This window comes from Pseudomonas sp. CP-1 (genome assembly GCF_021213715.1).
In the GTDB taxonomy this organism is placed as follows: Bacteria; Pseudomonadota; Gammaproteobacteria; order Pseudomonadales; family Pseudomonadaceae; genus Pseudomonas; species Pseudomonas aeruginosa.
The window spans coordinates 406,747-420,051 of sequence record NZ_JAJQKY010000004.1 but is presented as its reverse complement, the minus strand read 5'-3'; the positions used below and the strand labels follow the sequence as shown (position 1 = coordinate 420,051).

The 13,305-nt window shown below is 63.3% G+C and carries 9 protein-coding genes and 1 tRNA gene; 6 read left to right on the top strand and 4 right to left on the bottom strand.

The features are described 5' to 3' along the window. The first annotated feature begins 82 nt into the window (after positions 1 to 82). The 6 genes from LT948_RS11415 to fabI are packed head-to-tail and all read left to right on the top strand — an operon-like array spanning position 83 to position 8,300. Positions 83 to 1,912 carry an extracellular solute-binding protein gene (locus LT948_RS11415; RefSeq protein WP_003113590.1) on the top strand — a complete coding sequence of 610 codons (1,830 nt, stop codon included), beginning with the start codon at positions 83 to 85 and terminating at the stop codon, positions 1,910 to 1,912. Beyond that, positions 1,909 to 3,756, top strand: a complete 1,848-nt coding sequence (locus LT948_RS11410) for an extracellular solute-binding protein (protein ID WP_003087944.1) — start codon at positions 1,909 to 1,911, stop codon at positions 3,754 to 3,756. Before LT948_RS11415 ends, LT948_RS11410 begins: the two co-directional genes overlap by 4 nt. A 6-nt stretch (positions 3,757 to 3,762) precedes the next feature. Beyond that, a complete protein-coding gene (locus tag LT948_RS11405) occupies positions 3,763 to 4,845 on the top strand; it encodes a microcin C ABC transporter permease YejB (protein ID WP_003098134.1) in 1,083 nt (360 codons plus the stop codon). 4 nt (positions 4,846 to 4,849) lie between these two features. Continuing rightward, positions 4,850 to 5,869: an ABC transporter permease gene (locus tag LT948_RS11400; RefSeq protein WP_004354875.1), complete on the top strand. Its 1,020-nt coding sequence runs from the start codon at positions 4,850 to 4,852 to the stop codon at positions 5,867 to 5,869. A gap of 1 nt (position 5,870) precedes the next feature. Then, entirely contained in the window at positions 5,871 to 7,481 is a 1,611-nt protein-coding gene (locus tag LT948_RS11395) for an ABC transporter ATP-binding protein (RefSeq protein WP_003087940.1), read from the top strand. 21 nt (positions 7,482 to 7,502) lie between these two features. Beyond that, positions 7,503 to 8,300: an enoyl-ACP reductase FabI gene (gene fabI, locus LT948_RS11390; RefSeq protein ID WP_003087936.1), complete on the top strand. Its 798-nt coding sequence runs from the start codon at positions 7,503 to 7,505 to the stop codon at positions 8,298 to 8,300. Between the two features lie 97 nt (positions 8,301 to 8,397). Here the strand turns inward: fabI and LT948_RS11385 are convergent, their stop codons facing one another. The 4 genes from LT948_RS11385 to lon form a co-directional block, all read right to left on the bottom strand. Next, complete coding sequence (locus LT948_RS11385) at positions 8,398 to 10,263, bottom strand: SurA N-terminal domain-containing protein (protein WP_034036773.1); 1,866 nt, start codon at positions 10,261 to 10,263, stop codon at positions 8,398 to 8,400. A 103-nt stretch (positions 10,264 to 10,366) separates the two neighbouring features. Continuing rightward, positions 10,367 to 10,443: transfer RNA gene (locus LT948_RS11380), tRNA-Asp, on the bottom strand. A gap of 51 nt (positions 10,444 to 10,494) precedes the next feature. After that, a complete protein-coding gene (gene hupB, locus LT948_RS11375; protein WP_003087931.1) occupies positions 10,495 to 10,767 on the bottom strand; it encodes a nucleoid-associated protein HU-beta in 273 nt (90 codons plus the stop codon). A 135-nt stretch (positions 10,768 to 10,902) separates the two neighbouring features. Continuing rightward, the gene (gene lon / locus LT948_RS11370) at positions 10,903 to 13,299 is read right to left on the bottom strand and encodes an endopeptidase La (protein WP_003124759.1); all 2,397 of its coding nucleotides are present in this window, start codon (positions 13,297 to 13,299) and stop codon (positions 10,903 to 10,905) included. Positions 13,300 to 13,305 lie beyond the last annotated feature (6 nt).

Genomic DNA, 13,305 nt, shown 5'->3' with positions numbered 1-13,305 from the left:
TCTTTTTTCCTGTGCGGGCAAGGTGTTACTGTTGCCTGACGATTCGTTGTCAAAAATAGCCAAGGACCCGGACACACGCCTGATGCGTCGCCTCTCCTTCCTGATCCTCGGCCTGGCCGTGAGCCTGCCCAGCTTCGCCGCGATTACCCAGAGCCATGGTTATGCCCAATTCGGCACGCTCAAGTATCCGGCCAATTTCCAGCACTTCGACTGGACCAATCCCGACGCCCCCAAAGGCGGTACCTTGCGCCTGATGGCCTCGGGCAGCTTCGACACGCTCAACCCCTACACCCTGAAAGGCACCAGCCCGATCGGCACCGGCGATTTCCTCCAGTACGGCGTCAACGAGCTGAACGAACCATTGATGGTGGGCACCGGCCTGTACGACCCGTCCGGCGACGAACCAGCCTCCAGCTATGGCCTGATCGCGAAGAGCGTGGAATACGCGGAAAACCGCAGCTGGGTGGTATTCAACCTGCGGCCGGAAGCGCGCTTCCACGACGGCAGGCCGATCACCGCCAGCGACGTGGCCTTTTCCTATCGCACCCTGGTCAAGCAGGGGCACCCGATGTACCGCACCTACCTGCAGGAGGTGAAGCGGGTCGATATCCTCACCCCCCACCGGGTGCGTTTCGTCCTGCGGCGCTCCGGCAACCCGCTGCTGATCCTGCGCCTGGGCGAGCTTCCGGTGCTGCCGCAGCATTACTGGAAGGATCGCGACTTCCGCGCCACCACCTTCACCGCGCCGCTGGGCAGCGGTCCCTATCGCATCGTCGAGGTCGATCCCGGGCGCCGCCTGGTGTTCGAACGCGTGAAGGGCTGGTGGGGCGAAAAACTGCCGGTGAACCGCGGCAAATACAATTTCGACCGGGTCGTGGTGGACTTCTACCGGGACAACGGCGTCGCCTTCGAAGCCTTCAAGGCCGGCGAGTTCGACTTCTACATCGAGCACCAGGCGAAGAACTGGCTGAACAACTATCGCTTCCCCGCGGTTCTGCGCGGCGATGTGATCCGCACGGAAATCCCGCACCAGATCCCCAGCCAGACCCAGGCGTTGTTCATGAACACCCGTCGCGCCGTGTTCAAGGAGCGCGCGCTACGCCAGGCGCTGGGCGAGATGTTCGACTTCGAATGGACCAATCGCGCCCTCTTCAGTAATTCCTACCTACGCTCGCGCAGCTACTACCCGAACAGCGAATTCGCCGCCAGCGGCGTCCCGGAGGGCCAGGAATGGCTGTACCTGTCGCCGTACCGCAAGCAATTGCCGGCGCAGTTGTTCAAACAGCCGTTCAGCCTGCCGACCACCGAGGGGCGCGGCATTCCCCGTGAAACCCTCAGGCATGCACTCGGTCTACTGGCCGATGCCGGCTGGAAGCTGTCCGGCGACCGACTGCTGAATAAAAAGGGCGAACCGCTGCGCTTCGAAATCCTGCTGGTCAATCCGAGCCTGGAGCGTATTCTCCAACCCTATCGCGAAAACCTCGCCAGCATCGGCATCGACGCGCGCCTGCGCACCGTCGACCGCGCCCAATACAAGCAGCGCCTGGACCAGTTCGACTACGACATGATCCTCATGACCCTGCCGCAGACCCTCAGTCCCGGCCTGGAACAGTGGCAGTACTTCCACTCCAGCCAGGTGAAGGTCAAGGGCAGCAAGAATTACGCGGGAATCGCCAACCCGGTGGTCGACGCCATGCTCAACCGCCTGCTCGGCGCCCACAGCCGCGACGAACAGGTCGCCGCCGCGCGCGCCCTGGACCGGACCTTGCTCTGGCAGTACTACAGCATTCCCAACTGGTACCTCAATTCGCACCGTCTGGCGTACCGCAACCGCTTCGCCTTCGTCGCCACCCCGCCCTACACCCTGGGCCTGCGCGCGTGGTGGCAGAAAAACCTGGAGACGTCCCGATGATCCGTCCCCGCTTCACCCCTCTGCTGGCAGCCCTGCTGCTCGGCTGCTGCGGCCCGCTCCTCGCCGCCCCGAAACATGCACTGACGCTCTACGATGAGCCTCCGAAGTATCCCGCCGATTTCAAGCATTTCGACTACGTGAATCCGGATGCGCCGAAAGGCGGCATCCTCCGCCAAGCCGACTTCGGCGGCTTCGACAGCCTCAACCCGTTCATCGGCAAGGGCGTCTCGGCCCCTTCGCTGGGCCTGATCTACGACACCCTGGCCTTCCAGTCGCAGGACGAGCCGTTCACCGAATACGGCCTGCTCGCGGAGAAGATCGAGAAGGCACCGGACAACAGCTACGTGCGCTTCTACCTGCGCCCCCAGGCCCGTTTCAGCGATGGCACGCCGGTCACCGCCGAAGACGTGGTGTTCACCTTCGAGACGCTGGTGAGCAAGGGCGACCCGATGTACCGCAACTACTATGCGGACGTCGACAAGGTGGTCGCCGAGGACAAGCTTCGCGTGCGCTTCGACTTCAAGCACGCCGGCAACCGCGAACTGCCGCTGATCCTCGGCCAGATCGCGATCCTGCCGAAACACTGGTGGGCCGACCGCGACTTTTCCAAGACCGGCATGGAAATCCCGGTAGGCAGCGGTCCCTACCGCATCGCCAAGGTCGATCCGGGACGCTCCATCAGCTACGAGCGAGTCAAGGACTGGTGGGCCAAGGACCTTCCGGTCTCCCGCGGACTCTATAACTTCGACACCATCACCATCGACTCCTATCGCGACATGTCGGTCGCCCTGGAAGCCTTCAAGGCCGGCCAGTACGACGTCAACCTCGAATATTCGGCGAAGGACTGGGCCACCGGCTACGAGTCGCCGGCATTGCGCGACGGGCGCTTCATCAAGGCCAGCATCCACAACCACAACCCGGTGGGGATGCAGGGCTTCGCCTTCAATATCCGCCGCCCGGTGTTCCAGGACCGCCGGGTACGCCAGGCGATCAGCCTGCTGTTCGACTTCGAATGGTCGAACAAGCAGCTGTTCTTCAGCTCCTACAAGCGCACCAACAGCTATTTCGAGAACTCGGAGATGGCCGCCCACCAGTTGCCCAGCGAAGCCGAGCTGAAGATCCTCGAACCGCTGCGCGGCAAGATTCCCGACGAGGCCTTCGACCAGGTCTTCCAGAATCCGGTCAATGACGGCAGCGGGGTGATCCGCGAGCAGCGGCGCAAGGCCTACCAGTTGCTCACCGAGGCCGGCTACAGGATCGAGAACAACCGCATGGTAGGTCCCGACGGCCAACCACTGAGCTTCGAATTCATGCTGTTCCAGGCCAACATGGAACGGGTCATCCTGCCGTTCAAGCGCAACCTGGCCGAACTTGGCATCGACATGCAGATCCGTCGCGTCGACGTCTCGCAGTTCGTCAACCGCCTGCGCTCGCGGGATTTCGACATGACCTCGGCGACCTGGCCGCAATCCAACTCGCCAGGCAACGAACAGCGAGAGTTCTGGCATTCCAGCAGCGCCGACAAGGCCGGCAGCCGCAACTTCATCGGCCTCAAGGACCCAGCCATCGACAGCCTGGTGGAAAGCCTGATCCAGTCCGACTCGCGGCAAAGCCTGATCGACCATACCCGCGCCCTCGACCGCGTACTGTCGTGGGGCTACTACGTGGTTCCCAACTACTACGTCGATACCTGGCGGGTCGCCTACTGGAACCGTTTCGGCCGGCCGAAGGTGACGCCACTCTACGACTGGGGCCTGATGACCTGGTGGCAGACCAGCGACAAGGCGCTGCCGAGCAAGGCGCAAGCCGAAGCCGCGCAAGACGCCGAGCCGGAACGGGAGTAACGCCGCATGCTCTCCTATATCCTGCGGCGCCTGCTGCTGATCGTCCCTACCCTGTTCGGCATCCTGCTGATCAACTTCATCATCATCCAGGCCGCTCCCGGCGGTCCGGTGGAGCAGATGATCGCCAAGCTGGAAGGCTTCGACGCCGCTTCCGGCGGCGCCACCGGACGCATCTCCGGCGGCGGCGGCGAAGTCGCCGTGGCCGGCTCGCAATACCGCGGCGCGCAAGGCCTGGACCCGGAGCTGGTGAAAGAGATCGAGCGCATGTACGGCTTCGACAAGTCGGCCCCCGAGCGCTTCATGATCATGCTGAAGAACTACCTGCACCTGGACTTCGGGCAGAGTTTCTTCCGCGACGCCAAGGTCACCGACCTGATCATCGAGAAATTGCCGGTGTCGATCTCGCTCGGACTCTGGAGCACGCTGATCATGTACCTGGTGTCGATCCCGCTGGGGATCGCCAAGGCGGTCCGCCATGGCAGCGTCTTCGACATCTGGACCAGCTCGGCGATCATCGTCGGCTACGCCATTCCCGCCTTCCTCTTCGCCATCCTGCTGGTGGTGCTGTTCGCCGGCGGCAGCTACTGGGACTGGTTCCCCCTGCGCGGCCTGACCTCGAACAACTTCGACCAGCTCAGCCTCGGCGGCAAGGTACTCGACTATTTCTGGCACCTGGCCTTGCCGGTAACCGCCCTGGTGATCGGCAACTTCGCCACCATCACGCTGCTGACCAAGAACAGCTTCCTCGACGAGATCGGCAAGCAATACGTGGTCACCGCCCGCGCCAAGGGCCTGACCGAACGCCGCGTGCTCTACGGGCACGTATTCCGCAACGCCATGCTGCTGGTGATTGCCGGCCTGCCGGCTGCGCTGCTAGGGATCTTCTTCACCGGTTCGCTGTTGATCGAGGTGATCTTCTCCCTCGACGGCCTCGGCCTGCTCAGCTTCGAAGCGGCGATGAACCGCGACTACCCGGTGGTCTTCGGCACGCTGTTCATCTTCACCCTGTTCGGGCTGGTCATGAAGCTGATCAGCGATATCGTCTACACCCTGGTCGATCCGCGCATCGACTTCGAGAACCGGGAGTAATCCGATGCGCCTGTCTCCCATCAACCAGCGCCGCTGGGCCCGCTTCAAGAGCAACAAGCGTGGCTGGTGGTCGCTCTGGCTGTTCCTCATCCTGTTCGTCGGCAGCCTCGGCGCCGAACTGATCGCCAACGACAAACCGCTGGTCGTGCATTACGACGGCGGCTGGTATTTCCCGGTCTTCAAACGCTACCCGGAAACCACCTTCGGCGGCGAATTCCCCCTGGAAGCCAACTACAAGAGCCCCTACATCAGCCAACTGATCGGCGAGAAGGACGGCTGGGTGCTTTGGCCGCCGATCCCCTACAGCTACGACACCATCAACTACGAGCTGAAGGTTCCCGCCCCCGCCCCGCCGTCGGCGGAAAACTGGCTGGGCACCGACGACCAGGCCCGCGACGTGCTCGCCCGGGTGATCTACGGCTTCCGCGTGTCGATCCTCTTCGCCCTGACCCTGACCGTGCTCAGTTCTCTGATCGGCGTCACCGTCGGCGCCCTGCAAGGCTACTACGGCGGCTGGGTCGACCTGCTCGGCCAGCGTTTCCTGGAAGTCTGGTCGGGGCTGCCGGTGCTCTACCTGCTGATCATCCTGGCCAGCTTCGTCCAGCCGAACTTCTGGTGGCTGCTGGGCATCATGCTGCTGTTTTCCTGGATGAGCCTGGTGGACGTGGTCCGCGCCGAGTTCCTCCGCGGGCGCAACCTGGAATACGTCCGCGCCGCCCGGGCCCTCGGCATGCGCAACAGCGCCATCATGTTCCGTCACATCCTGCCGAACGCGATGATCTCGACCCTGACCTTCATGCCGTTCATCCTCACCGGCGCCATCGGCACCCTCACCTCCCTGGACTTCCTCGGCTTCGGCCTGCCGCCCGGCGCGCCGTCGCTGGGCGAGCTGGTCGCCCAGGGCAAGTCCAACCTCCAGGCGCCCTGGCTGGGCATTTCCGCCTTCGTGGTGCTGGCGGTCATGCTGAGCCTGCTGGTGTTCATCGGCGAAGCCGCCCGCGACGCTTTCGACCCGAGGAAATGAGATGAGCGAGAACATTCTGGAAATCCGCGACCTCGCCGTCGAATTCCTCTCCGGCGAGCAACGCCAGCGGGTGGTCGAAGGCGTCAGCTTCGACATCCGCCAGGGCGAGACCCTGGCCCTGGTCGGCGAAAGCGGCTCGGGCAAGTCGGTGACCGCCCACTCGATCCTGCGCCTGCTGCCCTACTCCGTCGCCAGCCACCCAGCAGGCAGCATCCACTACCAGGGCGAGGATCTGCTCAAGCTCCCGGAACGGCGCCTGCGCGGGATCCGCGGCAACCGCATCGCCATGGTCTTCCAGGAACCCATGACCTCGCTCAATCCGCTGCATACCATCGAGAAGCAGCTCGCCGAGGTCCTCGCCCTGCACAAGGGCCTGGGTGGCGCCAAGGCCAGCGCGAGAATTCTCGAACTGCTCGAGCTGGTCGGCATCCCCGAGCCAGCCAAGCGCCTGAAAGCCTATCCACACGAACTCTCCGGCGGCCAGCGGCAGCGGGTGATGATCGCCATGGCCCTGGCCTGCGAGCCGCAACTGCTGATCGCCGACGAACCGACCACCGCGCTCGACGTCACCGTCCAGTTGAAGATCCTCGATCTGCTCAAGGACCTGCAGGCACGCCTGGGCATGTCCCTGCTGCTGATCACCCACGACCTCAACCTGGTCCGGCGCATCGCCCACCGCGTCTGCGTCATGCAACAAGGGCGGATCGTCGAGCAGGCTTCCTGCCAGGAACTCTTCGCAGCCCCGCGACACCCCTATACCCGCGAGCTGCTCAACGCCGAGCCCAGCGGTGCGCCGGCAAGCAACCCGCCCGGTGAAACCCTGTTGGCGGTGGACGACCTGCGGGTCTGGTTCCCGATCCGCAAAGGCGTGTTCCGCCGCACCGTGGACCACGTCAAGGCGGTCGACGGGGTCAATTTCGAACTACCCCGCGGGCAGACGCTGGGCATCGTTGGCGAAAGCGGCTCGGGCAAGTCGACCCTTGGCCTGGCAATCCTGCGGCTGCTGGAAAGCCAGGGCGGCATCCGCTTCGAAGGCACCCGGCTGGACGGTCTCGCGCAACATGACGTGCGCCCGCTGCGCCGCGAGATGCAGGTGGTGTTCCAGGACCCGTATGGCAGCCTCAGCCCACGCATGTGTGTCGGCGAGATCGTCGGCGAAGGCCTGCGCATCCATAGGATCGGCAGCGAGGCCGAACAGGAGCAGGCGATCATCGACGCGCTGGTGGAGGTCGGGCTCGATCCGCAGACCCGCTACCGTTACCCCCACGAATTCTCCGGCGGCCAGCGCCAGCGCATCGCCATCGCCCGGGCACTGGTGCTGAAACCGGCACTGATCCTGCTCGACGAACCGACCTCGGCGCTCGACCGCACCGTGCAGCGCCAGGTCGTGGAATTGCTGCGGCAACTGCAGGGCAAGTACAACCTCACCTACCTGTTCATCAGCCACGACCTGGCGGTAGTCAAGGCGCTCAGCCACCAGCTGATGGTGGTTCGACATGGCAAGGTAGTGGAACAGGGCAGCGCCGAAGCGGTTTTCGCCTCGCCGCAACATCCCTATACGCAGCAATTGCTGGAGGCCGCCTTCATGGCCCCGGCAAGCGCGGAAAACTGAGTAGCAGACAAGGAACGGACCATGGGATTTCTCACAGGAAAACGCGCCCTGATCGTCGGAGTCGCCAGCAAGCTCTCCATCGCTTCCGGCATCGCCGCCGCCATGCACCGGGAAGGCGCCGAACTGGCCTTCACCTACCAGAACGACAAGCTCAGGGGCCGGGTGGAGGAGTTCGCCAGTGGCTGGGGCTCGCGGCCGGAGCTGTGCTTCCCCTGTGACGTGGCCGACGACAGCCAGATCGAAGCGGTGTTCGCCGCCCTGGGCAAGCACTGGGACGGCCTGGACATCATCGTCCACTCCGTCGGATTCGCTCCAGGCGATCAGCTCGACGGCGACTTCACCGCGGTGACCACCCGCGAGGGCTTCCGCATCGCCCACGACATCAGCGCCTACAGCTTCATCGCCCTGGCCAAGGCCGGACGGGAAATGATGAAGGGCCGCAACGGCAGCCTGCTGACCCTCTCCTACCTGGGCGCCGAACGGACCATGCCGAACTACAACGTAATGGGCATGGCCAAGGCCAGCCTGGAGGCCGGGGTCCGCTACCTGGCCGGCAGCCTGGGCGCGGAAGGCACCCGGGTCAATGCGGTTTCCGCCGGGCCGATCCGAACGCTCGCCGCCTCCGGAATCAAGAGCTTCCGCAAGATGCTGGCCGCCAACGAGCGGCAGACGCCGCTGCGGCGCAACGTCACCATCGAGGAAGTCGGCAATGCCGGCGCCTTCCTCTGTTCGGACCTGGCCAGCGGTATCAGTGGCGAGATCCTCTACGTCGATGGCGGCTTCAACACTACCGCCATGGGCCCGCTGGACGACGACTGATCACCCCGCCCATGAAAAATGGCCGCTTCGAGCGGCCTTTTTCATGGGCGGAATAAAGAAAAGGCCGCGTAAGCGGCCTTTTCTCTGCATCTCGGTCTCAGTATTTCTCGACTTCCGCCTTGTCCTGCAACTGACGGCGGAAGGCGGCGAAGTCTGCCTGTCCGCTGCGCGAAGCCAGGAAGCGGCGGTACATGGCCTTCTCGTCGTCGGAGATAGCCTCCTCCGGCTCGCTGACGCCATTCAGGCGGATCACCACGTAATCGCCATTGGCCAGGGTCACGCCAGAGAGCGAAGGCTTGTCCTTGGCCTCCGGACGCTGCATGCGGAACACCGCCTGGAGCAGTTTCGGATCGACGCCTTCCTGGCCGCGGGAGGCCGCCTCGACCACTTTCCACGACTCCCCCGCTGCGGAAGAGGTACGGCCTTCACGCAGCTCTGCGATCAGGGCCTCTCCACGCTTCTGCGCCTCCTCGGCGGCCTTTTCGGCGGCCAGGCGCTCGCGGATGTTCGCCGCGACCTGCTCCAGCGGTTGCTCCTTCGGCTTGTTGTGTTCCTTGACCCGCAGCACCACCACGGTGTCCGGATCCAGCTCGATGGCACCACTGTTGGCCGCTTCTTCCAGCACCTCGGGGCTGAACGCGGTCTGCACGATCTGGCGGTTGGCAGCGATGCCGTCGCCCCCCGAACGTCCGAACGGCTGGCTGGTCTGGACCTTCAGGCCCATTTCCTGCGCCGGCTGGCTCAGGTCGGCGGCTTCGTAGGCGGAGCTTTCCAAGTCCTTGGTAGCCTCGACGAAGCGCTGCTCGACCATCTGTTTCTTCAGTTCGTCCTCGAGCTTCGGCTTGAGGCTTTCCAGGCTCGGTACTTCCGGCGCCTGCACGCCCAGCAGCTTGATCAGGTGGTAGCCGTACGGAGTCTTCACCGGGGCGGATACCTCACCTTGCTTCAGCGCATACAGCGCCTCCTCGAACGCGGGGTCGTACACGCCGCGGCCGGCGTAGCCCAGGTCGCCGCCGGTGGCGGCCGAGCCGATATCCTGGGAGAACTCCTTGGCCAGCGCGGCGAAATCCTCGCCCTTGGCCAGGCGAGCCTTGATCTCGTCGATCTTCACCTTGGCCTGCTCGTCGCCGACCTTGTCGTTCACCTCGATCAGGATGTGGGCGGCATCGCGCTGCTCGGAGAGGTTGGCGATTTCCTTCTGGTACAACGCCTCGAGGTCTTCCTGCTTCACCTTGACCTGGTCGAAGAAGGAGGACTTCTTCAGTTCCACGTATTCGACGACCACCTGCTCGGGAGTCATGAACTCGCTCTTGTGGCCTTCGTAGAAGGCCTTCACCTCGTCCTCGCTCACGCTGCTCTTGGACGCGTCGGCCTTGATCGCCAGGGTGGCGAAGTCGCGGGTCTGCTTCTCGAGGCGAGCGAAGGACTGCAATTCGTTGTCGGTGACGAAACCGGTGCCCGCCAGGCCGGCGCGAAGCTGGCCGATGAGCATTTCCTGGCCGAGCATCTGGCGGAACTGCATGCGGCTGTAGTTCATCTGGCGGATGACCTGGTCGAAGCGATCCGCGTTGAACTTGCCGTCGACCTGGAACTCGGGAGTTTGCAGGATCAACTGGTCCAGCGCCTGGTCGGAGAAGGCGAACTTGTCGTCCTTGGCGGCCTGGAGCAGCAGGGTACGCTCGATCAGCCCCTTCAGGGCCGCTTCCTTGAGCAGCTTGTCATCCAGCATGGATGGATCGAAATCCTTGCCCAGGCGTTGCAGCAGCTGGCGACGCTGCATGTCCACGGCCTGTTGGACTTCATTGAGACTGATATCGTCGCCGTTGACCTTGGCGGCCACGTTGGAGTGGTCGGTGGCCCGGATGATCGCGTCGAAGCCGGTCAGCGACAGGAGAACGATGATCACGCCAATGATGGTCTTGGCGATCCAGCCCTGGGAATTATCCCTGATGTTCTGCAGCATGCAGCCCCCAAAAACTGCCACGACCAGCCGTCTTGGGCGGCGCGGCGTGGGTAAGAGATGCGGATATAAGAAAGGCGCATCCGAGGATGCGCCTTCTCGTAACTGGCGGAGCGGACGGGACTCGAACCCGCGACCCCCGGCGTGACAGGCCGGTATTCTAACCGACTGAACTACCGCTCCGCAGCCAGGCCAGCCTTGGCCGACCTGGGTAGAACGAGTCCCAAAAGACGCTTAGTTGACAGCATCCTTCAGGGCTTTACCGGCTTTGAAGCCCGGGATCTTGGCAGCGGCGATCTTGATCGGCTTGCCAGTTTGCGGGTTGCGACCGGTGCGAGCAGCGCGCTCTTTGACAGCGAAGGTGCCGAAACCAACCAGCACGACGGAGTCACCAGCCTTCAGGGCGCCAGTGACGGACTCGATCACTGCGTCCAGTGCGCGACCGGCAACAGCTTTCGGGATATCAGCAGATGCGGCAATTGCATCGATCAGTTCCGACTTGTTCACTCTAAGTCCCCTTATTTCTGTTGAGTATGTTTCTATGTGTTAGGTGTAAGGAAATTCTGCGCTGGTAGGCCAACTGACTCAGCAAGTGCCGCTTTATAACAAGGGCCCAAAAACAGTGTCAAGAATACCTACCGACTAATGCGTGCTAATTCGCTCCTTGGAATCAGGCTCGCGTTTTTCATCCTTTGCAACCATCTCCGGAGCCGCATCGGGCAAGGGCTCCGGGGCGTATTGCAGCGCAATTTGCAGGACTTCGTCAATCCATTTAACCGGTTTAATAACCAGATCACTCTTAATATTGTCCGGAATTTCCTTCAGGTCGCGAACATTTTCCTCGGGAATGATCACCGTCTTGATCCCGCCGCGGTGCGCCGCCAAAAGTTTTTCTTTCAGCCCGCCGATCGCCAGCACCTGCCCACGCAGGGTGATCTCCCCGGTCATTGCCACGTCGGCGCGCACCGGGATCTGCGTGATCGCCGAAACCAGCGCCGTGCACATGCCGATGCCTGCGCTCGGGCCATCCTTCGGCGTAGCGCCTTCCGGAACGTGGATATGGATGTCGCGCTTCTCGTGGAAGTCCGCCGCGATTCCTAGGCTCTGGGCGCGGCTGCGCACCACGGTCAACGCCGCGGTGATCGATTCCGCCATCACGTCGCCCAGCGATCCGGTCTTGGTCAACTGGCCCTTGCCCGGTACCACGGCCGCCTCGATGGTAAGCAGCTCGCCGCCGACCTGGGTCCAGGCCAGCCCGGTCACCTGGCCGATCTGGTCCTGCTGTTCGGCGAGGCCATAACGGAACTTGCGCACGCCGAGGTAGTTCTCCAGCGTCTCGCTGGACACCACCGCCTGGATACGCTTGAGCTTGGCATGCTCCTTCACCGCCTTGCGGCAGACCTTGGCGATCTGCCGCTCGAGGCTGCGCACCCCGGCTTCGCGGGTGTAGTAACGAATGATGTCGCGCAGGGCGCCTTCCTCGAAGGTCAGCTCGCCCTTCTTCAGGCCGTTGGCCTGGACCTGCTTCGGAATCAGGTACTTGGAGGCGATGTTGACCTTCTCGTCCTCGGTGTAGCCCGGCAGGCGGATGACTTCCATCCGATCCAGCAGGGGCGCCGGGATGTTCATCGAGTTCGCGGTGCAGAGGAACATCACGTCGGACAGGTCGTAGTCGACTTCCAGGTAGTGATCGTTGAAGTTGTGGTTCTGCTCCGGGTCGAGCACCTCGAGCAGCGCCGAGGCGGGATCCCCGCGCATGTCGCTGCCCATCTTGTCGATTTCGTCGAGGAGGAACAGCGGGTTGCGCACGCCGACCTTGGTCATCTTCTGGATCAGGCGGCCCGGCATGGAGCCGATATAGGTACGACGGTGACCGCGGATCTCGGCCTCGTCACGCACGCCGCCGAGCGCCATGCGCACGAACTTGCGATTGGTGGCGCGAGCGATGGATTCGGCCAGGGAGGTCTTGCCCACGCCGGGCGGCCCCACCAGGCAAAGGACCGGGCCCTTGAGCTTCTTCACCCGCTTTTGCACGGCGAGATACTCGAGAATGCGCTCCTTGACCTCTTCCAGGCCGTAATGGTCGGCATCGAGGATGTCTTCCGCCTTGGCGAGATCATGGCGCACCTTGCTCTCGGCCTTCCACGGCACGTTCAGCAGCCAGTCTATGTAGGAACGCACCACGGTGGCTTCCGCCGACATCGGCGACATCTGCTTGAGCTTGTTCAGCTCGGCAGTGGCCTTGGTGTGCGCCTCCTTGGTCAGGCCGGCGGCGTCGATGCGCTTCTTCAGCTCCTCGACTTCGTTGTGCCCTTCGTCGATATCGCCGAGTTCCTTCTGAATGGCCTTCATCTGCTCATTCAGGTAGTACTCGCGCTGGCTGCGCTCCATCTGCTTCTTGACCCGGCCGCGGATACGCTTTTCCACCTGCAGCAGGTCGATCTCGGCATCCAGCAGCGCCAGGACATGCTCGACCCGCGATGACAGGTCGGTGATCTCCAGGATGTCCTGCTTCTGCTCGATCTTCAGCGCCATGTGCGCGGCCATGGTATCGACCAGCCTGCTCGGCTCGTCGATGCTGTTCAGCGAAGAAAGCACCTCGGCGGGGACTTTCTTGCCCAACTGGACGTATTGCTCGAACTGGCTCAGCAGGCTGCGAGTGAAGACCTCGGCCTCGCGCTCGCCGACATTGGCGTCGTCGATGGCCTGGACCGCGGCACGAATGTGCCCTTCCTCCTCGATGAAGCGCTCGACCTGGCCGCGCTGCTCGCCTTCGACCAGCACCTTGACGGTGCCATCCGGCAGCTTGAGCAACTGCAGCACGGTAGCGACCGTACCCATGCGGTACAGGCCATCTTCGCCCGGATCATCGTCCGCGGGGTTTTTCTGCGCCAGCAGGAGGATTTGCTTGTCGCCGGTCATCGCTGCCTCCAGGGCCTCGATGGACTTTTCCCGACCGACGAACAACGGGATGACCATGTGCGGGTACACCACCACGTCACGTAGCGGCAGCAAGGGCAATTCGACGAGTGTTTTCATAATGTC